The organism is Clostridium manihotivorum, assembly GCF_004015185.1.
Classification (GTDB): domain Bacteria; phylum Bacillota; class Clostridia; order Clostridiales; family Clostridiaceae; genus Clostridium_AR; species Clostridium_AR manihotivorum.
Genome location: NZ_CP025746.1, coordinates 3,533,338 through 3,553,550, shown reverse-complemented (window position 1 = coordinate 3,553,550; position 20,213 = coordinate 3,533,338). Strand labels below are relative to the sequence as shown.

Annotated in this window: 19 protein-coding genes and 1 other annotated feature; of the genes, 15 read left to right on the top strand and 4 right to left on the bottom strand. The window is 30.1% G+C overall.

What is annotated here, in order from left to right; genetic code table 11:
• Nucleotides 1-320: 320 nt before the first annotated feature.
• The gene (glmS, locus tag C1I91_RS16140) at nucleotides 321-2,147 is read left to right on the top strand and encodes a glutamine--fructose-6-phosphate transaminase (isomerizing) (RefSeq protein ID WP_128213780.1); all 1,827 of its coding nucleotides are present in this window, start codon (nucleotides 321-323) and stop codon (nucleotides 2,145-2,147) included.
• A 330-nt stretch (nucleotides 2,148-2,477) separates the two neighbouring features.
• Here glmS and C1I91_RS16135 read toward each other — a convergent pair whose 3' ends face one another.
• Complete coding sequence (locus C1I91_RS16135; RefSeq protein WP_238476049.1) at nucleotides 2,478-2,948, bottom strand: Rpn family recombination-promoting nuclease/putative transposase; 471 nt, start codon at nucleotides 2,946-2,948, stop codon at nucleotides 2,478-2,480.
• Between the two features lie 300 nt (nucleotides 2,949-3,248).
• Here C1I91_RS16135 and C1I91_RS16130 point away from each other — a divergent pair, with 300 nt between their 5' ends.
• From C1I91_RS16130 to C1I91_RS16110, 6 genes are all read left to right on the top strand, one after another.
• Complete coding sequence (locus tag C1I91_RS16130; protein WP_128213778.1) at nucleotides 3,249-3,659, top strand: peptide deformylase; 411 nt, start codon at nucleotides 3,249-3,251, stop codon at nucleotides 3,657-3,659.
• 143 nt (nucleotides 3,660-3,802) lie between these two features.
• Entirely contained in the window at nucleotides 3,803-4,255 is a 453-nt protein-coding gene (locus C1I91_RS16125) for a hypothetical protein (RefSeq protein WP_128213777.1), read from the top strand.
• A complete protein-coding gene (locus C1I91_RS28245) occupies nucleotides 4,246-4,401 on the top strand; it encodes a hypothetical protein (protein WP_164880559.1) in 156 nt (51 codons plus the stop codon). The genes C1I91_RS16125 and C1I91_RS28245 overlap by 10 nt, the downstream gene beginning before the upstream one ends.
• A 494-nt stretch (nucleotides 4,402-4,895) precedes the next feature.
• A complete protein-coding gene (locus tag C1I91_RS16120) occupies nucleotides 4,896-5,459 on the top strand; it encodes a GNAT family N-acetyltransferase (protein WP_128213776.1) in 564 nt (187 codons plus the stop codon).
• A gap of 110 nt (nucleotides 5,460-5,569) precedes the next feature.
• Nucleotides 5,570-6,805 (top strand): DNA glycosylase AlkZ-like family protein, encoded by a 1,236-nt coding sequence (locus tag C1I91_RS16115; protein ID WP_128213775.1) that lies wholly within the window; start codon nucleotides 5,570-5,572, stop codon nucleotides 6,803-6,805.
• Nucleotides 6,806-7,075: 270 nt separating this feature from the next.
• Nucleotides 7,076-7,870 (top strand): nucleotidyltransferase domain-containing protein, encoded by a 795-nt coding sequence (locus C1I91_RS16110; protein WP_128213774.1) that lies wholly within the window; start codon nucleotides 7,076-7,078, stop codon nucleotides 7,868-7,870.
• On the opposite strand, the gene C1I91_RS16105 is transcribed toward C1I91_RS16110, so the two are convergent.
• Nucleotides 7,865-8,305: a GNAT family N-acetyltransferase gene (locus C1I91_RS16105; protein ID WP_128213773.1), complete on the bottom strand. Its 441-nt coding sequence runs from the start codon at nucleotides 8,303-8,305 to the stop codon at nucleotides 7,865-7,867. The genes C1I91_RS16110 and C1I91_RS16105 overlap by 6 nt on opposite strands.
• A 339-nt stretch (nucleotides 8,306-8,644) precedes the next feature.
• On the opposite strand from C1I91_RS16105, the gene C1I91_RS16100 reads away from it, so the two are divergent.
• The 6 genes from C1I91_RS16100 (at nucleotide 8,645) to C1I91_RS16075 (ending at nucleotide 15,658) form a co-directional block, all read left to right on the top strand.
• The gene (locus tag C1I91_RS16100; protein WP_238475802.1) at nucleotides 8,645-9,802 is read left to right on the top strand and encodes an ATP-grasp domain-containing protein; all 1,158 of its coding nucleotides are present in this window, start codon (nucleotides 8,645-8,647) and stop codon (nucleotides 9,800-9,802) included.
• A 394-nt stretch (nucleotides 9,803-10,196) separates the two neighbouring features.
• The gene (locus tag C1I91_RS16095; protein WP_238475801.1) at nucleotides 10,197-11,297 is read left to right on the top strand and encodes a YVTN family beta-propeller repeat protein; all 1,101 of its coding nucleotides are present in this window, start codon (nucleotides 10,197-10,199) and stop codon (nucleotides 11,295-11,297) included.
• A 431-nt stretch (nucleotides 11,298-11,728) separates the two neighbouring features.
• Nucleotides 11,729-12,574 (top strand): Rpn family recombination-promoting nuclease/putative transposase, encoded by an 846-nt coding sequence (locus tag C1I91_RS16090; RefSeq protein ID WP_205694221.1) that lies wholly within the window; start codon nucleotides 11,729-11,731, stop codon nucleotides 12,572-12,574.
• A 439-nt stretch (nucleotides 12,575-13,013) separates the two neighbouring features.
• Nucleotides 13,014-13,427: an NUDIX hydrolase gene (locus C1I91_RS16085; protein ID WP_128213772.1), complete on the top strand. Its 414-nt coding sequence runs from the start codon at nucleotides 13,014-13,016 to the stop codon at nucleotides 13,425-13,427.
• Between the two features lie 138 nt (nucleotides 13,428-13,565).
• The gene (locus C1I91_RS16080; RefSeq protein ID WP_128213771.1) at nucleotides 13,566-14,471 is read left to right on the top strand and encodes an ABC transporter ATP-binding protein; all 906 of its coding nucleotides are present in this window, start codon (nucleotides 13,566-13,568) and stop codon (nucleotides 14,469-14,471) included.
• A 2-nt stretch (nucleotides 14,472-14,473) separates the two neighbouring features.
• Nucleotides 14,474-15,658: an ABC transporter permease gene (locus C1I91_RS16075; protein WP_128213770.1), complete on the top strand. Its 1,185-nt coding sequence runs from the start codon at nucleotides 14,474-14,476 to the stop codon at nucleotides 15,656-15,658.
• A 96-nt stretch (nucleotides 15,659-15,754) separates the two neighbouring features.
• Here C1I91_RS16075 and C1I91_RS16070 read toward each other — a convergent pair whose 3' ends face one another.
• Nucleotides 15,755-16,678 carry a DUF2935 domain-containing protein gene (locus tag C1I91_RS16070; protein WP_128213769.1) on the bottom strand — a complete coding sequence of 308 codons (924 nt, stop codon included), beginning with the start codon at nucleotides 16,676-16,678 and terminating at the stop codon, nucleotides 15,755-15,757.
• Nucleotides 16,679-16,925: 247 nt separating this feature from the next.
• On the opposite strand from C1I91_RS16070, the gene C1I91_RS16065 reads away from it, so the two are divergent.
• Entirely contained in the window at nucleotides 16,926-17,705 is a 780-nt protein-coding gene (locus C1I91_RS16065; protein ID WP_128213768.1) for a hypothetical protein, read from the top strand.
• An 81-nt stretch (nucleotides 17,706-17,786) separates the two neighbouring features.
• Here the strand turns inward: C1I91_RS16065 and C1I91_RS16060 are convergent, their stop codons facing one another.
• Nucleotides 17,787-18,605 carry an FtsX-like permease family protein gene (locus C1I91_RS16060; RefSeq protein WP_128213767.1) on the bottom strand — a complete coding sequence of 273 codons (819 nt, stop codon included), beginning with the start codon at nucleotides 18,603-18,605 and terminating at the stop codon, nucleotides 17,787-17,789.
• A 579-nt stretch (nucleotides 18,606-19,184) separates the two neighbouring features.
• Between C1I91_RS16060 and C1I91_RS16055 the strand changes: the two genes are divergently transcribed.
• Complete coding sequence (locus C1I91_RS16055) at nucleotides 19,185-19,511, top strand: HIT domain-containing protein (protein WP_128213766.1); 327 nt, start codon at nucleotides 19,185-19,187, stop codon at nucleotides 19,509-19,511.
• Between the two features lie 332 nt (nucleotides 19,512-19,843).
• Nucleotides 19,844-20,136 (top strand) — a binding site (T-box leader).
• Nucleotides 20,137-20,213: the final 77 nt, after the last annotated feature.

Genomic DNA, 20,213 nt, shown 5'->3' with positions numbered 1-20,213 from the left:
TTAAATTTTTGTATGATATTTAACCTGACGAGGATGAGGAGTATCGATTAATCAGCGGGTGCCTCACGGTATGATACTACCGTTAAAGTCTGGCAAAACTAAAAAGTGATTTTTAGAACAAATCCAGACGGGTATCAAGATATCAAAAAAATTAATGAGAAGATATCTTACAAGCATCACTTCAGCTTTAGAAATTATAAAGTTTAATATACAATTTAATATCTAAGGTTGAAAGTGCTTAAATAAATGCAGCCTTCCATGGATAAAATATTTCATATGATTATGGTACGTATATCTAAATATGAAAGGAAGATTTTTTTATGTGTGGAATAGTAGGTTATTTAGGAGAAAAGAAAGCAACACCAATTTTAATTGAGGGATTAAGCAAGCTTGAATATAGAGGCTATGATTCATCAGGTATAGCAGTAGTTGAAAACGGAGAAGTAAAGATCGAAAAGTGTAGAGGAAGACTTTCAAACCTTAAGGATAAAGTTTTAGACAAAGACTTTACAAGCAGTATAGGGATAGGTCATACAAGATGGGCTACTCATGGAGAACCTTCAGATGTTAACTCACACCCTCATAGTAACCAAGATGGAACTATAGCAGTAGTTCACAATGGTATTATAGAAAACTATATAGTACTAAGAGAATGGTTAATATCAGAAGGATATAAGTTTGTATCAGAAACTGATACTGAAGTTATACCTCATTTAGTAGACTACTACTTTGATGGCAATCTTGAAGATGCAGTAATCAAGGCAACTAAGAGAATGGAAGGAAGCTACGCACTAGGTGTTATTTCTAAAAATGATCCTGATAAAATAGTAGCAGTAAGAAAAGATAGTCCACTAGTAATAGGTGTAGGCGAAAACGAAAGCTTTATAGCTTCAGATATACCAGCAGTACTTAACAGTACTAGAGATGTTTATTTACTTGAAGATAAAGAGTTTGTTGTAATGACTAAGAGCGGTATTACAATATATGACGAAAACAAGAATAAGGTGGATAAGCAAATATTCCATGTTACTTGGGATATAGACGCTGCTGAAAAGGGCGGCTATGAGCACTTTATGTTAAAAGAAATATATGAACAACCAAAGGCTATCAAAGACACTTTAACTTCAAGAATAGTTAAAGGTGAAAAGATAAAGATCGATGGTATTCATCTAACAAAGGAACAAATAGAAAACTTTGATAGAATATATATAATAGCATGTGGAACAGCTTATCACTCAGGTGTAGTTGGAAAGTATGTAATAGAAAGACTTGCTAAGATACCAGTAGAAATAGACGTAGCATCAGAATTTAGATACAGAAACCCACTTATAACAGAAAAGACTCTTATGATCTGCATCAGCCAATCCGGTGAAACAGCAGATACTTTAGCAGCTTTAAGACTTGCTAAAGAAAAGGGAGCTAGAATCATAGCTATAACAAATGTTGTAGGAAGTTCAATTTCTAGAGAAGCAGATGATGTCTTCTATACTTGGGCTGGACCAGAAATAGCAGTAGCTTCAACTAAAGCTTATATCACAATGCTAATAGCATTATATATAATAGCTCTTTACATGGCAGAAGTTAAAAACACAGTAAGAGCTACTGAAATAGAAAAGATAAAAGACGGCTTATTGAACCTATCAGAAAAAACTGCTGAAATACTAAATGATATAGAGCCAATCAAAGCTTTCGTAGATGAGATATACAAGCACAAAGATGTATACTACCTAGGAAGAGGTCTTGACTATGCAGTAGCAATGGAAGGATCACTAAAGCTTAAGGAAATATCATATATTCACTCAGAAGCATACGCTGGTGGAGAATTAAAGCATGGTACAATAGCTCTAATCGAAGAAGGAACTTCAGTTATAGCACTTGCTACTCAAAGCGATCTATATGACAAGATGGTAAGTAACATCAGAGAAGTAAAAACAAGAGGCGCTAAGGTATTAGGTATAGCAATGGAAGGCCAAACAGAGATAGAAAAGACAGTAGATGCAACAATCTACATCCCTAAGGTAATGTCAATACTAGCTCCAGTACTTTCAGTAATACCTCTACAAATACTAGCTTACTACACTGCAGTTAAAAAAGGCTGCGACGTTGATAAGCCAAGAAACTTAGCTAAATCTGTTACTGTAGAGTAGGACATAGGGACGGTTCTTTTGTTGGTGTAGGTTTAAAACAAAGTTTGATCTATTAAAATAAGGATTAACCTTTTGAAAGAAAGTAGAGCCCTTTGAAAAAAAGTTCGATCTTTTGGAAAAAGATTAATCAAAATAATTAATAGAGCTATAACAGGGCATTAATGCTAATAAAAGATAAATATGAAGGACTATACATTCTGATTTTGAGAAGGTATAGTTCTTCTTTTTTTGTACATAAGAAAATAGTGTTGATTTGATAGAGTTTAACCCAAAACTCTCCCAATCAACACAAAAATATCTTAAAAGCTTAAGTCTTAAGGATATAATAAACTAATTCTTTAAGTTTCTAACTGTTTCAAGAGATAGACCGGTTTTTAGTGCAATGGTTTCATCATCAATTAGACCAAGCAAGTTTTTTGCGATTTCAATAGCTTTTTGGTTAGTTCCTCGTTCAATACCTTGTTCGATACCTTGTTCAATCCCTTGTTTTAGACCTTCTTCTCTTGCTGTCTTTTCCCTTGTCAATTGATCCATAATTTCTGCCTGCCTAGCCTCATAAGCCATTCTAGCTTCCTTACTTTTACTTACTCTTTGTAATATTTCATAAGCTGTTTTAATATTTTCATTTTTTTCAGCTATCATTTCCATTTCCTCCTTTGAATCAGAGTCTATAAATTCAAGCCAATCCACTATGGGGTCATCTACATCTTTTATACTATCTAATTTTGATAGCTTAGGTAATTCTAAAAAATGTATTTCTAGAACATCAGTAAGCTTATAGCCAGTTTCATCTTCTAAAATATGAAAAGTAGTGTGTATTTTATCTAGAGGTATCCTCTCAAAATCAACTATATTACTTTAGTAAATTATAACACATTAAAGGATTTTATATAATTTGATTTAAACAATATGATTTTATAATCTGCTATGTTGATTTATGTTATAATTTTTTTGAGATAATGATTTGTATTAGTTAAGCACTTATAGCTAATTACCAGGAGAGAGTATAATAAAGCAAAATAATTTAACAAGGTTATAGGATATTATGTGTTAAAAAACATATCGTATTTTGAAAATATAAATGAAAAAGAGGTACAAATTATGATAAGACCAATTGTAAAAGATGTATTGTTTTTAGGACAAAAATCAGAAGCTGCAACTAAAGCTGATATAGCAGTAATTGATGATTTAATAGATACCTTAAGAGCCAACTTAGAACATTGTGTAGGATTGGCTGCCAATATGATTGGAGTAAAAAAGCGTATATTGGTATTTACTGTAGGAGGCCTTATTGTGCCTATGGTAAATCCAGTTATATTAAAGAAGGAAAAACTTTATGAAACTGAAGAGAGTTGTTTATCTTTAATTGGATTTAGAAAAACAAAGAGATATGAAATGATAGAAGTAGAGTATCTCGACAAAAATTTTAAGAAGCAAAAGCAAGTGTTTAATGGATTTACAGCTCAGATAATCCAACATGAAATGGATCATTTTGAAGGCATAATAATCTAATTGAATAATTAAAGCTATAATTACCATAAGAAAGGTTTGCTATTTGAATATAATACATGACTTTTGTAGTAGAATATTTAAATAGTTTGTTCCCAGAAAATTAAATAGAATATAAAATTTACATATTATTATGAGGAGTTAATATGGGTTGGTCAATTAAAATAAAGTGTCAAGAATGTGATTATGAGAAGGTTTTTCTCTTAGGTATTGGATTTAATTATTTACCTGAATATATATTTAACAGTGATGGATCTAAGCTATCTCATTTTATAAAGGATAAAGAAGAACGGAAACTTATTTCTGAGATAATGAAAGATACAAAGGCTCAAGTAGAAGCTAGTGAAGAAAGATTATATAGATGTTTGAAATGTAATCAATTATATGCAAAATACTATTACTCTATAAAATATAGACATGGGGAACGTAAAGCAAATTATATTTGCTCAAATTGTAGTTATCCATTGGAAACAATAGATATTCGAAATGAAAAAGGAATAATATTAGCAGAAACTAATGGAAAGACTGTTGAGATAAAATGTCCAAAGTGTGGTAGCTCAAAAACTTCATGTCTAGATGGATGTTTTGATTGGGATTAATCAAATATAACTTCAAGAACTTAATGCAAGATGGTATTCCGAGTTTTATTAAAATTTATGCAGCTGTGGGAACATCAGGTGATGAAGTTCCTTTTGAAGATTTAAAGTGCTATCTAGCGGAGCTTATTAATAAATATCAAAAGTAATTATGAAAAGCTGCTTTAGAAATCTAGCAGCATTTGGGCTAGTTTGAATGGTATATTTCCGTTTAAACTAGCTTTTGCGGTACTATTAATATGGTTGAACATAAAGGTAAAATCTTGTTGACTCATATATTACAAGGTTTTCCTTTTCATAACTAATTTCCGTTTGGCTTAGAAAACGGAAGTTACTTTTTCAATTTACAGTCTTTCTTAACCCTTTCAACAATTACACCCCAAAATATAGTTTATGTGTTAAATGTTTGAATTAATTCCTAATAATTTGTATAATTGAATATAAGATTATTAAGTCTAGTCCTAAACAAAAATTTTATTAAGAAAATAAGCGAGTAACGAGGATAAGTTATTAAAACAGATCTATAGGGAAACAACTTCAACTATTAATTTGTACATACTATAAAATCGCCAAAAGCCACGATTTTATAATAAGTATAAGTTGAGTTTTCATAAAGGATACCTATATATAATTGGGGGATATGATGATAAAAGATATTTATGAACAGTGTCCAGTATATAAAAAGAATCTTATCACATTAAGGCTGACAGAAATAAAGGATGCCGAAGACTTATTAAAATGCTATTCCGATGAAAAAGCAGTACCTTTCTTTAATTCTGATAATTGCAATGGAGATGACTTCCACTATACTACTATTGAAAGAATGAAGCAGGCAATCGACTTTTGGGACTTTTCTTACAAAAACAAATACTTTGTAAGATTGACTGTAGTTTTGAATGATACAAATGAAAAAGTAGGCACCGTTGAAATGTTTCATAGAATTGCAGATGATGAATTTAATCATTTTGGCTTATTACGAATTGATTTACAAAGTAACTATGAAAATAAAGATGTTATTAGCGAAATCCTAGACATTGCTAATGAGAACTTCTATGAGGCATTTGAGGTTAAAGAGATTTTAACAAAGACTTTTTCAGATGCCACTGAAAGGACAGCTTCATTAGTAGAAAAAGGGTACTATCCAATCAATAGAAAGTTTATGATATATGATGATTACTTTGTTCGTTCTAAGAAAGGAAATATTTAAATCATATACATGACATATAATTAAATTATTCTCAAAGTAAAAATGGTGGACTTCTATTTAGATTTTCACCATTTTTGTATAAGAACCTAATTTTAAGAGTAGGAGATACTATGAAAATAATAAATTTATCAAAAGAACAATTAAGAAAGTTTTTAGTTATATATCAAGGACTAAGTTTTCCAAAAGCATTTCAAGGGTATGATGGTATTAAAGCTTATGTCAAAAGAGTTGGATGCGTGCAGTATGACCCTTTAAATGTGGTAGGTAGAAATATTGACCTTATGATTCAATCAAGAATAGATAATTATAAAACGGATATGTTAGATAAGTTGATGTATGAAGATAGGGGTTTAATTGATGGCTGGGATAAAATGATGTCAGTTTATTGTACTGAAGATTGGCCATATTTCGAGAGATTAAGACTGAGAAAAAAATCAGAAATAGAAATTATCCTTGAAAGACGTAATTCTAGCGAAGCAATTATGTACGTTGATACTATCAAAAGTTTTCTTGCTCAGAATGGACCTTCCTTACCAGCTAAAATAGATTTAGGTAGAGCTGAAAATGACAGTTGGGGACATAGAAAACTTTCAAGTGCTGCTATGGACTATATGTTCAACATTGGAACTATAGGTATAAAGGAGAAAAGAAATGTTCAAAGAGTGTATGACTTAATAGAGAATTTACTTCCAAGTGAAGTCTTACAAGCAGAAGAGCCCTTTGATAGTGATAAGAGTTTCTACAAGTGGTACTTTAAAAGAAGAATAGGGAGTATAGGAATCTACTGGGACAGAAATGGCGGAGGATGGCTAGGACATTTTGTTTCTGACAAAGCTTTAAGAATGGAAGCATTGAAAGAACTCTATGAAGAAGGAGAGTTGATAAAAGTAAATGTTCATGGATTTAATGAGAATTTTTACATGAGATCAGAAGATTCAAATATTTTAGAACTACTAGAATATAACTATGAAAGTAAAGTTAACTTTTTAGCTCCTCTAGATAATTTACTTTGGGATAGAAAATTGGTAAAAGATATCTTCGATTTTGAATATAGTTGGGAAGTTTATATTCCAATCAAAAAGAGAAAATATGGTTACTATGTGTTGCCAGTAATGTATGGTGATAAATTAATAGCAAGGTTTGAGCCAGAAGTACATAGGGGTAACGATGCACTAGTTATAAAAAATTGGTGGTGGGAAGAAGGGGCTATAATTACTGAAGAGATTATAAATGAACTCATGGATTGTTTTAAAAGATTTTGCGCTTTTTTAAATTCAAGCGGCTTATCAGATGAATCCTATGAGAAAATTATAGAAATATCTAATAAACATATGAAGAATAATTAAAACTTTTGAAAACAAGTTTAAGCTGAATTTATTCTTAGTATGATATAAAACACTGCAAAACTCAATTATGAATAATGCAGTGTTTTACTTAATTAAGGCTACATTACATTAAGTGAGTTTACTTGATTACGTTGTTCTATAAGAAGTATACGTCAAAAATAAATATAAATTTATACAAAACAAACCTATAAATCGGAGAATGAGGCCTTCTTGCTATGCTAATAACTTATTTTAGCATAAAAGCTACAATAAGAATAAAAGGAGAGAAGAATGGATTATAAAGCGATAAAAGCTCTTGAAGAATTTGTTGATAAAGCCAATACCATTTTAAATAATACTGTAGTATCTGCCTATTGCTTCGGCTCTGCAATTTATGATGATTTTCATATTGGATACAGTGATTTAGACTTTTTTATAATAGTAGATAAGACTATAACTGAAGATGACTTTAAAAAGTTTTCTATACTTAGAAGTGAATTTAAGAAGTTAAATCATCCATACCTATCAGTTTTGGAGGGGGAGGTAATTTCACTAAAGGCAATTCAGAATGATATGGAGTCTAATGTAATATATTGGGGTACCTCAAAGGATAGGTTAAATAAAAGATATGGATTAGCTGGTTTTTCTCTTAAAGGGTTAATACATAAAGGATATTTAATTTTCGGTAAAGATTTAAGAAATGAATTGCCATATCCAAGTGATGAGGAAATGCTAAGTCAGGTAAATAACATGATTGATACCATAAGAAAGTATGCTAAAACTACAGATGAGGATATTCATTCTATGGACTGGCTATTTTTAATAAGCCAATCAATATATTGGCTCAAAAGCTATAATGTTACTGGAAAGACCAATTCAGCTAAATGGATACTGGATAGCTGTGACTATAGTTGGAAAAGCTATTTAAACAAAGCTGTAGAAATACGCTTAGAGCCAGCTCTTGCTAAATTACAAGAAAATAAGAGATGGCTAAAAGGCTTGGGTGATGTTATACAGGTAGCCTGTGATACTTTGGTGTTAGAGAGAAATCTCTACATAGCCAAATGTAATTTACAAGAATTATGAAATAAAGTACTTCATTTCATAATGAGTATCTGTTATTGATACCACTTTAAACCCAATTCGTTCATATAATTGCTTTGCACGAATATTATCAATAAAGCATCCAATGCTAATAGTTTTATCATCTTTAATTGCCTGTTCAATAATATTGTTTATTATATCAAATCCAGTACCGTTACCTTGATATTCAGGAATAATATGAATCTCTGTAATATTAACATTTGAAATATCCTCATTTAGCTGTATAAAGCCAATATATTTATCATCAGCTACAATAACTTTAAAGTTTTCTATATTAAAATCAGATTCGAAATCTTTAACTTGATATTCTTCATCCCATCCCCAAATATTTTCAACATAATTATATATTGATTGCTTTTTTACATTATAAATAAAGTCCTTATCTAATTCGCTACAGTTTTCTAAACAATAGTTCATTAAAATACCCCCAAAATGTTATTAATCTTACTATATTGGTAAATATTATTTTTTTATTTGTAATTATATCATTTGAAACCAATTAGTGCCACTTAATTTATATTGTGTTTAAGATTACACTACTAATTTTTCATCATATTATTAAATAATATAAGATCGCATCTTAAATTACCCATTAACTATGTGCCATATATTTACAAGTAACATGAGAAAATCTATAATAATAGTATCATAAAGCAAAATTTTTCTTTAGCAAATGAAGTTGATAGAATAACATCTATTTTAATGGTAGAAAACTTTTTGGGATTAGATGACGTATAATATGACTCCTATAGATGTATGGAGAGTGAGGAAAAAGAGATGGAAAACAATTTTGTATTTAAGGTTCACGATATACTTGATATTAAAGGCCGTGGAACAGTAATAGTTGGGACATATAAAGGTGTTGTCAAAGTAGGAGATGCATTAATAACATTGACAGGAGAAAAAGTCAAAGTTTTAGAAATAGAAATCATGAGAATGATTGAAGGCAATAATCAGCAAACCATAGGATTATTAGTTGATGAAAATGCATATAGGAAAGATATACTTAAAGACCAGTTGCTTTTTAAAAATTATAATACTACATTTCTATATTGCAGTGATCCACTAAATAGGAACAAGCCTGATATGGATTACGAGGATGAATATGAACAAGCAAAAGGTCTTGGACTTAATGTGCTTCTATTTAGTTATGAAGATTTAGTTGACTTGAAGAAAGTAAAGATTCTTCAGAGTGAAGAGATAAATAGGGTGATTTATAGAGGATGGATGCTTAAACCTGAGGATTATGAATGTTTATATACTAATCTTGCAGATAAAAACTATTATCTTATAAACACTCCACAAGAATATGTAAATACTCATTACTTACCCAATTGGTATGAGCATCTTGAAAAATTAACTCCTAGAACAATTTGGAGTAAGGGTATTCCTGAAGAGAAAGAGATAATAGATATGCTGAAGGAGTTTAATGAAGAACCAGTAATAGTTAAAGACTATGTAAAATCTCGTAAACATGAATGGTTTGAAAGTTGTTATATTCCAAATGCTAAAGAAACAGAAAATGCATTGAAAGTAGTAAATAATTTTATTAATGGTCAAGGCGAATATCTAAATAAAGGTATTGTTTTCAGGGAATTCATTGAATTGGAGTCAACAGGGTTTCATGAGAAGAGTGGAATGCCTATTTCAAATGAATTAAGACTATTTATATTTAATTATAAAGTAGTATGTACAATTGGGTATTGGAATGGCGAAAATATAAATGAATATCCTGAATTTGTTGATGATATTGTAAGAAATTTGATGAATATAAAAAGTAATTTTTTCACTGTTGATATTGCTAAAAAAGCAGATGGACAATGGGTTGTAATGGAGTTAGGAGATGGGCAGGTATCTGGGTTACAAGAATACAATGTTAAAGCTTACTACTCGAATTTAATGAAACTTTTGTAATGTAAAGCATCAGTTAATATTTTGTAGATAATGGGGTAAGTGTAGTTTTATGTGAATTTGTAATTAGAACAGAATAATCCTGATTTTGAAAAGCTCTTAGAAGTAAATTAACTAATAACTTAATGTATTACAAGAAATTTATTGAAGACTTCTGATCTCTAGTATGAGGATTAGAAGTCTTTTGCTGTATAGGAACAGCTAATAAAATAATGGAATTCTAAAGAATCCTTTTTCTTTCAAGTATTATTGGAAATTCATACATAATAAAGTCATATAAGGAGAAACTTTTTAACAGAAAGTAGCCTCTTTACAACTAGAGATACATGGTAAACTTACAAGCTTACTTAGAATAATGTCATACCGAACTAATTAACTAACGAGAGGATGAAGGAAATTGAAAAGGTTTAGGTACATAGGATTAATTGCAAGTTCACTAATAATAGTGATTTTATTAGTAGCTTGTAGCAATGCAAATAAGAGCAAGGATACAAATATGAATATGGATATGAATCACAGTGAGAAACAGCCAAGCCAATCTGGTACTGTAGCAGGACAAAACAAAAACTTGATTTATACTGCCAATGAAAGTGGTACTGTTTCAATAATTGATGCTGCATCATATAAGGTTATAGGGACCATTAAGGATGAAGGGACTCCACATAATGTGCAGGTATCACCGAATGGTAAAGTATTTGCCTATACATTGCCTGTAAAGATGGAAAAAGGACAAAAGGAAGATCAATCTATGAATATGAGTAAGCCTGGATCTGTTGTATTTTATGATGCTGAAACAGGAAAACTTATAAAAAAGGTGGAGGTAGGCAATCATCCAGCTCACGTAGTCTTCACTGAGGATGGAAAGTATGTACTAGTAACAAACAATGCGGATAATAATGTAGCACTGTTAGATGCTCATACTTATAACCTTATAACTAATATTCCTGTAGGCAATGGGCCTCATGGCTTTAGAATATCCAGTGATAGTAAGTATGCCTATGTTGCTAATATGGGTGAAGATACTGTGAGTGTAGTAGATGTTGAAAATAGAAAGGAAATAAAAAAGCTTAAGGTCGGAAAAACTCCAGTAACTACAGGTATAACAAAAGATGGCAAGACCTTGGTAGTAACAATAAATAGTGAGAACTCACTGGCTATAGTTGATTTAGCATCGGAAAATGTTCAAAGGGTAGCTGTTAGTAAAGGACCTGTTCAGGTTTACCTAGAGCCAGATGATAAGTATGCCTTTGTTGCAAATCAAGGAACAGAAGATAATCCTTCAAACACTGTTTCAAAAATAGATATGGCAACAAAGCAAGTGGTTGAAACCATAGTAACAGGAAAAGGAGCACATGGAGTAGTTGTCACCCCTGATAATAAATATGTTTATGTGACAAATATGTACGATAATACAGTAAGCGTGATAGACAATAGTACAAATAAAGTTATTCAAAATATCCAGGTAGATGCTGAGCCAAATGGAATAAGTTATAAATAAGTACATGGGACGATTGATCAGGATGCTCTTAATAATATAGGTTATATTGTACACTTCAAAATCCTTTTAATATGGAGCAAATTTTAAACAGACTCTGAGTTTAAGAAAAACGCTAAGATAAACAAGAAAGACTATACCTTCTCATGTTGAAAAGATATAGTCTTTCTTTCATGTGAAAACTTTAATTAGATGGGACAAAGGGAGAATATGTTTAAAAAAATTTATATAGTGTAAAAGTCTTTGTCAGCATAGAGTGATAAAGTTAAGACTCACAAAGTGGTTTAGATAAAAATCAAAAAGCTAATTATAAAACATACCTACTTGTAGGGAACTATTCCTAAATGCTAGATCATATTGAAATATAATGGTTAATTAGCTATAATGATGTTAATAATTAATACAAAAGATAAAGATAAGGTAAGGTTATAGTAATGAATAAAACTTTAAAGGAATTAAACCTTGAGGATGATTTTTTGTTTGCGAAGGTTATGAGTGATAAACATGTTTGTAAAGAATTATTAGAAAAGATTTTAGAAGTTGAAATAGAAAAAGTAGAAATGGTTGAAGAACAGAAAACTATAGACTTATTGCTTGAAAGTAAGGGGATTAGACTTGATGTTTATGTTAAGGATGAGAATAATACAGTTTATAATGTAGAGATGCAAAGGGGAAAACATAGAAGTTTGCCTAAAAGATTGAGATATTATCAAGGTAGTATAGATTTGGACTTAATAAATAAAGGAGAAGATTATACTAAACTAACAAAAAGCTATATAATATTTATCTGCACATTTGATTACTTCAATGCAGGTAGACATAAGTATACATTTGAAAATATATGCTTAGAAGATAGTAGTATAATATTAGCTGATGAAACTCAAAAAATAATATTAAGTACAAAAGGAATCATGAATGATTTAAGTGAAGAGTTGTTGGAATTTCTTGAATATGTAGAGAATTCTACAGAAGATACAGTAAAGCATTCAAAAGGGAGTCTTGTGAGAAGACTTCACAAAAAGGTACAGGAAGTTAAAAATGATATTTCGGTGGAGGTGCACCTATTGAAAAAGTGCGAAGCACAATTAAGATCATATATGACTCTTTTAGAGAGAGATAGAGAGAAAATTGAAGAGGGAAGAAAAGAAGCAATAAAAGAACTGATATTGAAACAGTATAATAAAGGACTTTCTATAGAGTATATAGCAGAGCTAAATGAAATCGATATTGAATATGTAAGAAATGTAATAACAAAAAATACACCTAGAGCTAATAATTGATAGAGTTCTACTACCGTTTGAGAGTTATATTATGATATAAATTAAATAAAAATAAAAAAGAAAGACTATAGCTTTTCATGCTTAAAAGCTATAGTCTTTCTTTTTTCATGTGAAAACTTTAATTTAGATTGGACAAAGGGAGAATATGTTTAAAAAAATTTATATAGTGTAAAAGTCTTTGTCAGCATATAGTAATAAAGTTACAACTCACAAAGTGGTTTTCATAAAAATCAAAGAGCTAATTATAAAATGTATTATTTAGAAGGGAATTATTGCTATTTATAGAATAAAGTATAAATGAACTATTGCTGATGAACTAGACGCGGTAAGGGTTGGAATAAAAGTGCTTATTATGATAGGTAGAAGAAAACTATACCAAATATTACTACAGTGATTTATCTATTCTTAAAGAAATAAGAAAAAAGTGAGGATTGTTAAAATGGATAATAGAAAAATAGAATTTGCAGCAAAGGCTCTTATATTTTTTGAAGGTAAGTATTTGGCTCTACACAAGAGTATAGCAAAACATAATCTATATGAACTTCCAGGAGGAAGAATGGAGTTCGGAGAAACTGCAGAGGAAACAGTAATAAGAGAAGTTAAGGAAGAGACTAGCTTTATAGCGGAACCTATAAAACTTTTGGATACATGGAACTTTATTGCAACGGACTATCAGATAACTGGAGTTATCTATTTGTGTAAGATAAAAGCTGGCAGTTTACAGTTGTCTGATGAACATGATAAGTACGAATGGTTAGAGTTTAATGATATAAATCTTGAAAAGATGCATGAGGTTTATAAAACTAGGATGAAGAACTGGGATATCAGTGAGATAGAAGCTCAATTACAATAGCTTATATTAATAACACTAAGGTTCTGGATTAATTGACTCTTAAATTATAATTATTTGTTAAGTAGATATAAAACTTAATAATAGGCTATAGTAATTTTCAGCTTTTAACAAGCAATAGTTTCAGAAGGAAGGGTATCTATGAATGTTTTAGAGGTTAAAAACTTATATAAGGATTATCATAAACAAAGAGCCTTAAAAAATATTAATATTACCATAAGAGAAAATGAAATAATAGGCTTTGTAGGCCCTAATGGTGCTGGTAAGAGTACCTTGATGAAGATCATGGTAGGACTGATTCCGTCTACTAAAGGAAATGTTACAATAATGGGTTATGATGTAAAGAAAAATAGAGAACGTGCCTTGGAGAAAATAGGATGCACAATTGAAACTCCTTATTTTTATGAGTATTTAACAGGAAGAGAAAACTTGCAAATTATAGCCAATATGTATAAACACATAGCTAAAGAAAATCTAATTAAAGTTGCTAAGAAGGTTGGTATACATGATAGTTTAGATAAGAAGGTAAAAGCGTATTCTTTAGGTATGAAGCAAAGATTAGCACTAGCTCAGGCTATTATAATGAATCCTAAAATACTAATACTAGATGAGCCTACCAATGGATTAGATCCCCAGGGGATAGTTGAGTTTAGAAATATACTTAAGGATATAAATCAAAGTGGATGTACTATATTTATATCTTCCCATATATTATCGGAGATTGAGAACATATGCCAAAAGGTGATTTTTATAAATAACGGACAGATAATTAAGGAAAAAGTCATGGGTAACGAGTCAGAAGAATATGAAAACTACGTTATTAGATGTTCTAGGATAAATGAATTTCACGATTTACTGGAGATTGAAGAATATGTAGAGCAATGCAATATAAATAAGGATAACATCTATTTGACCATAAAGAAAAATAGCATTAAAGATGTGATTAAGCTGTCAGTAACTAAGGATATCGATATATATTATATAAGCGAAGTAAAGAAGAATCTAGAAGCAGAATTTTTTGATGTATTAAGAGAAGAAGGGAAATAGATATGTACAAGCTTATAAAAAATGAATTGTTAAAGGAAATAAAGAAAAAGAAAACCATCATAATGCTATTTATGCTAGTCATAGCAATGTTTTTTGCCAATCTATATGCTTTAGACAATCGAAGCTCCTCAAGTCCTGAAAACAGAATCAAACAGAATCAAAAGTTTATCGATGATTTGAAAGTTAATCTTGAGAAAAGTAATAATGAAAATCAAAAGAAGGATATTAAAAATAAAATTAAAGATATAGAGTCATCTAATAAGGAGCTACAGTTTCAAGTTGATAATAAGGATTTAGACTGGAAGGCCTTGGCTCAAAGAAAAATATCAGATATTGATGCTAAGCTTTCTAACTTGTCCAGCGGAAAAACAGAAGATAAAGATAGCTTAGAAATTAGTAAGAAAATGTACCAAATATGTTTAGACAAAAATATAGAACCTACCTATAGTGGGGATAAAGATAAAGCCTTTAATCTAATTATGAATGTTATAAGACTGCTTAGTATGTTCTTTATACCAATATTTGTAGTAGTAATTATCTCTGATTCAATAGCTGGTGAATTCAATCCTATGACCATAAGAATGCTGCTAGTACGCCCAGTTTCTAAAATGAAAATATACTTATCAAAATTTATTGCACTTAATATCTTAACTGTTGGTTCAGTGCTGCTAGTGGAATTGGTAAATTTCTTAATTTTAGGATTAATGATGGGCTTTGAAAACCCTCAGTTACCTAATATTGTTGGAGGAAAATATCAAAATGATTTATTAAACGGTGTATCACTTGTACATGGAAGTATGTACCTATTACCAATCTGGAAAATGTTAATGTTGGGAATAGGCCTGCAAGTATTATATATGGTGTGTGCATGCGGATTTATAATGATGGTATCTACCATAGCGAAGAATTCAATATTATCTGTAAGTATCAATTTTGTAGTCTGTGTAGGAGTAAGTTTGTTTACAAATGTTATTGCTAGAAGCGATTCTGAGTCTATTAAAGCTTTATATAATATAATTTTTGCTGGTTACTTTGATGGAGTAAGTATAATAACAGGTGATTTATCTAGAACTATGAAGAATCCCAATATTTCAATATCATCTAGTTTTCTGATAATTTCAATACAGCTTGCATTATTCTGTTTGCTTGGAACTTTAATATTTAATAGAAAAGAAAAAACTATATAAGCTTAGATATGGATATAGGTAAATAGTAAAAAAATATAAAGGATTATATGAATAACCATTAGGTTACTTATTTAATCCTTTACTTTATAAGGTCTTTTATATATTATTATAGGATTGTAATAGATTCAAATAATGGTTGGCTTCTCTAAGTACATGATCTCCTAATAGTGGTACAATTATTGATTTTATCTTGCAGGCCAAAAGACCTTCAGTCCCCTGAGCTTTAAAGTTTCTAAGCTTTATAGTTTCCTCCAAGGTTTTTTCTGTTAAGCCAGATAAATCAAAGGAGGATTTATTCATGGCAGAGGCTTCTTTTCTAAGTATTTCAAATTCCTTTCCAAAATTATTAGTTATATCAAACAATTCTACTTCAGTAGGATCTAATAAGCCCCTAATAAAGAATGAGTGTTCAGACATTATTCTATTCCAGAAGGTCTCTTGTTCTAGTATATCTTTTTTAATATCAATGGCTATACCATTTTGTAATCTTGTTAGTAATTCTGTAAAGAATATTGCTTCCCTCAGTATGTGATCTATTAAGAGAGGATAGGCTGTAGTGAAAAGTCTGCATGAGGATACATTGTTTTTAAGATCACTTTTAAATCGGATTATCATATTTGTTGCTGCTATAGAATGCTGATTTAAGGTATAAACATGATCTGTCAACGTAGAAATATCTCTATTATACATACTTGGTGACAATGATAGTTCACTGGCAGTAAGGCTTGAGTCTATGAAAATTCCTGTTGCAAATTGAGTTGCCTTCTCAGCTTCTGATGTATACTTAGTGACGATTTCATTGGACCTTAATACTATAGAAGGAACAACGCCATCTGATAAATAAATTGCATGAGAAAGTAATCTAGTAAATTCATTTTTAAAGGCATCTGCTTGATCAATTAAATTTCTGTCTTTTATACCAAAGGCAGCTTCTAAGAATATAGAATGCTCTTTCATAATTCTCAGAAAGAATAGATTCAACTCCAGGGATTGATTGATAAATGTTTGCTTCGATATCATTAGATACTCCTAAAATAATTATTTGAGCTGGTATTAATATATTCAGCTAAAGTATTTCAGGTGAGAAAATGAGAAGTTCCTATAACCAATAGAAGGAATAAATTAAAATAATTATTGTCAAAGAAACACCTACTAATTTGTATAAATTAGGTTAAATGAGTTATTATTTATTTAGAAAGATAAATTACCATAGCAAATTAAATCAATAAGTAAATATTCCGACAAATTGGGTTTATGGGGGAATAAGATGAACAAAATTGAAAAGATTATTTTTAGTATTCAAAGTACGAAAGACTTCCAGGATGAAAGCCTAGCTTTAAGTATATTAGAAAGAATAAATAGTACTCCTTTTGTTCCAGATATTTATGCATTCTCTGAGCCATTAAGATTTAAGTATGAAGTCGAGGATTTATCAGCACCGGTAAGGATATGGATGCACCAAGAAGTTAACAGAAATCTTGCGATATATAATCAAGCTTCAGGAAGCCTAATGATGAAATCAAAAAGTGAAGATAGAGTTTTTTATAATTTTAATTGGGATAAGCTTAAGGTTAATCCTAGATTTAATATTATGCAATTTTCTGTTGGTTCCAATTACTTAATGCAGGATAATAATTTTGAACGTTTCCTTTGGTTATGTAAAGAGCTTATAAAGATAATTGAACCTGTCTATGGAAATATCACAAGAACCGGAGAGCCTAATTGGAAAGAGGCAATTAATGTTAAAATTAGGTTGCCTGAGATTAGATGGTTGAATATTTACGGTAAACCTTACGTTGAGATGTTTGGGAAAGAGAAGCTTTTATCTACACCATGTCATAAAGCTAAAGCAATAACAGAAGAAATTATTTCTGTACAAGCATCAGAAAGTCTATTTCAAGTTATAGATGATAATGTTAAGAATAATATTAAGAATCATTTAGGCAAAGATGCTTTTGTATGGGATAACAAATCAGTATGGGGATATAAAGAGGGTAAGGTTCCCAATTTTGATTTTTCAGGTGTTTTATATGATATAGAAAGTTAAAATACCTATAAGAAAGTAATTAAAGGATTATTATTTAAGCTACACAATAGAATACCTTCAAAATCCTATGAGCAATAATTTTTAAATTACTAAATATTTTCTTATTATAAACATACTTGAGATAGTAGTTATAAGTATCCCAATAAGGATAAAACTCCAAGACATAGTTGTGCATATAAATGCTGGAAGTATAAATTCAATGAAGGTTTTTCCTAAGAAAATCTTTATTTGATCATATAAGGAGACGTATGAAAAATAAACTGCTATTACTGATATAGCGGCACCTAAAAAACCAATGGAAATAGCTTCAAATACAACAGGCAATTTAATAAACCAATCGGTTGCACCAAGGTACTGCATTATATTAATTTCATCAATTCTTGTATGAATTGCAAGTCTCAATACACGTTTAATTAGAAAGAATATTGCTGTAATAAGGAGAACAAATATCACTGAGCCTATTAATATAATTACCTTACTTAATGATATAATCGTCGGAGGAATTGCTTTATCATCAGTTATCCTATCTATCCCCTGAATACTACTAAGCTGAGATTCCATTTTAGCTACATCATCTGGTCTACTTACTCTAATTATATAGTTTGCTGCAAAAGGGTCATCTAAAAGAGTAACATTAGTTGGAGTAGTTAGAGCGTTTATACTTCTATCTATATCTTTTTTTTCGGTTATTGAGAGATTACCCTTTAAAGTAGCTTGCACTTCATATTTAGTATAGACACTAACAACTCCTGTTCTAAGATTCATGGTTGCTAACACAAACATCTCTAAAATAAATAGGGTTAACATTACTGTAATAGTACATGAAATAAAGGTACTAGAATGTCTCTTAATATTTTTTAAAGTGCTTTTTAAAAGAAACTTCAATGTATTGATTCTCATAATATTTTTTGCTCCTTAGAAGGTGAATTAGTATGATTTTAAATAAACCTTTATTAAAAAATAGTGATGATATAAGCAGTATTTTTAGGCAACTTGTTGAAAAATTGGCTAAATTTACACTTTATAAATTATATCATAAGCAATTAAAAAATCATAATCCATATCTGTAGGTATAAATAATTTCATCATTTATTTCTGGTTCATCTGCTCCAATACTCTTATATAATGAGCATGCAGCTATATTATTTGTATTCTTACATTATACTGAACTTATTCTATATTTTACCTTGATGTTGGAAAATGATAAAGCATTATGAATATAGATATGAAGCAAAGCTTTATGTGAGAGTTAGGCTATAATAATATAGTGATTATATGGTATAATTGTAATAACATTGAATTAACGTTAATAAAGTTTTAGCTAAAGATGTCACATCAATCGGAAATATATTATTAAAACCACTGTGGCTTCTGAGCGAAAAACTTTTTTAGGAGTTATATAAAAAATTTGTAGGTAGAAATAAATAAAATCAATCCGTGTACAAGCGAGTGCACTAGATATCTGAAGGAGATTATAAGATGATTAGTGATTTTTATTGTGAACAAGTGTTAAGTGGAAAAACAGAGGTAACAAAGGTATTTGAAACAGATAATGTGCTTGCCTATTATCACACTAAGCCAGCCTATGAAAAACATATAGTAGTTATTCCAAAGAAACACATATCTTCTTTGATTACAGTTACCGAAGAAGAAAATGAGCTTTTACTAGAGCTACTTAGCGTGGTAAAGAAAGTTGCTGCAGATATAGTATCTGAGCATGGAGCCTGTAGAGTAATCACAAATTTGGGAGAGTATCAGGATTCCAAGCATCTTCATTGGCATTTAGTTTATGGCAGTCGTAAATAGAAGTTAAATAATATGATTTTAAATAATACAAGAGAAATAGAAACATGGTTTTGCCCAATAAAGGTAAGCTTCAATGAAGTAAAATATAATGAAAATATAAGCTCTAATTTTAGAATACTATTAGCTAGGAGTAGGCATAATAATATTAGAATAAGCGCTATTAAAGCATTGTGTTGAAATTAATTGGTCTGATGCTTTTATGAGCTTGTACAAGCAATTAATATGATTTTGTTATGTTAAAAGGCAAAATTGAGAAATGTAGCACATAAATTATTTTTAAATTTATGTTGACAATAAATATAATTGTTTATATTATATTTAATATAATACAAATAATGGCATTGATGAGGAAGAGTAATTACAGTTTTGAAATAAAGAGAGGGAATGGTGGTGGAAATTTCCCATGATGAATGTAATGAAGGTAGCCTCGGAGCTTTAGGCTGAAAGTAATTCTTTATGAAATTCACTAAAGAAGGTCGCATTAGCGATTTTTTACGATTAGGTTCTAACATAGTTCCCACTGTTAAAAGGGAAGTAGTATCGGCAGATATGCCCGTACTATATTGAGTGTGTGCATTTGTACAAAATTAGGTGGTACCACGGAGATTCAACCTTCGTCCTTTATATAGGATGAAGGTTTTTTTAATGTTAAAGAAAGTCGCTTCAGAGACTTTTTATTACTTACCCACATAGAAAGCTGTG

Bases quoted from the DNA above. Each gene is read 5' to 3' on its own strand.
- glmS (WP_128213780.1), top strand. From the start codon at position 321: ATGTGTGGAATAGTAGGTTATTTAGGAGAAAAGAAAGCAACACCAATT.
- C1I91_RS16130 (WP_128213778.1), top strand. From the start codon at position 3,249: ATGATAAGACCAATTGTAAAAGATGTATTGTTTTTAGGACAAAAATCA.
- C1I91_RS16125 (WP_128213777.1), top strand. From the start codon at position 3,803: ATGGGTTGGTCAATTAAAATAAAGTGTCAAGAATGTGATTATGAGAAG.
- C1I91_RS16120 (WP_128213776.1), top strand. From the start codon at position 4,896: ATGATAAAAGATATTTATGAACAGTGTCCAGTATATAAAAAGAATCTT.
- C1I91_RS16115 (WP_128213775.1), top strand. From the start codon at position 5,570: ATGAAAATAATAAATTTATCAAAAGAACAATTAAGAAAGTTTTTAGTT.
- C1I91_RS16110 (WP_128213774.1), top strand. From the start codon at position 7,076: ATGGATTATAAAGCGATAAAAGCTCTTGAAGAATTTGTTGATAAAGCC.
- C1I91_RS16105 (WP_128213773.1), bottom strand. From the start codon at position 8,305: ATGAACTATTGTTTAGAAAACTGTAGCGAATTAGATAAGGACTTTATT.
- C1I91_RS16100 (WP_238475802.1), top strand. From the start codon at position 8,645: ATGGAGAGTGAGGAAAAAGAGATGGAAAACAATTTTGTATTTAAGGTT.
- C1I91_RS16090 (WP_205694221.1), top strand. From the start codon at position 11,729: ATGAATAAAACTTTAAAGGAATTAAACCTTGAGGATGATTTTTTGTTT.
- C1I91_RS16085 (WP_128213772.1), top strand. From the start codon at position 13,014: ATGGATAATAGAAAAATAGAATTTGCAGCAAAGGCTCTTATATTTTTT.
- C1I91_RS16080 (WP_128213771.1), top strand. From the start codon at position 13,566: ATGAATGTTTTAGAGGTTAAAAACTTATATAAGGATTATCATAAACAA.
- C1I91_RS16075 (WP_128213770.1), top strand. From the start codon at position 14,474: ATGTACAAGCTTATAAAAAATGAATTGTTAAAGGAAATAAAGAAAAAG.
- C1I91_RS16070 (WP_128213769.1), bottom strand. From the start codon at position 16,678: ATGATATCGAAGCAAACATTTATCAATCAATCCCTGGAGTTGAATCTA.
- C1I91_RS16065 (WP_128213768.1), top strand. From the start codon at position 16,926: ATGAACAAAATTGAAAAGATTATTTTTAGTATTCAAAGTACGAAAGAC.
- C1I91_RS16060 (WP_128213767.1), bottom strand. From the start codon at position 18,605: ATGAGAATCAATACATTGAAGTTTCTTTTAAAAAGCACTTTAAAAAAT.
- C1I91_RS16055 (WP_128213766.1), top strand. From the start codon at position 19,185: ATGATTAGTGATTTTTATTGTGAACAAGTGTTAAGTGGAAAAACAGAG.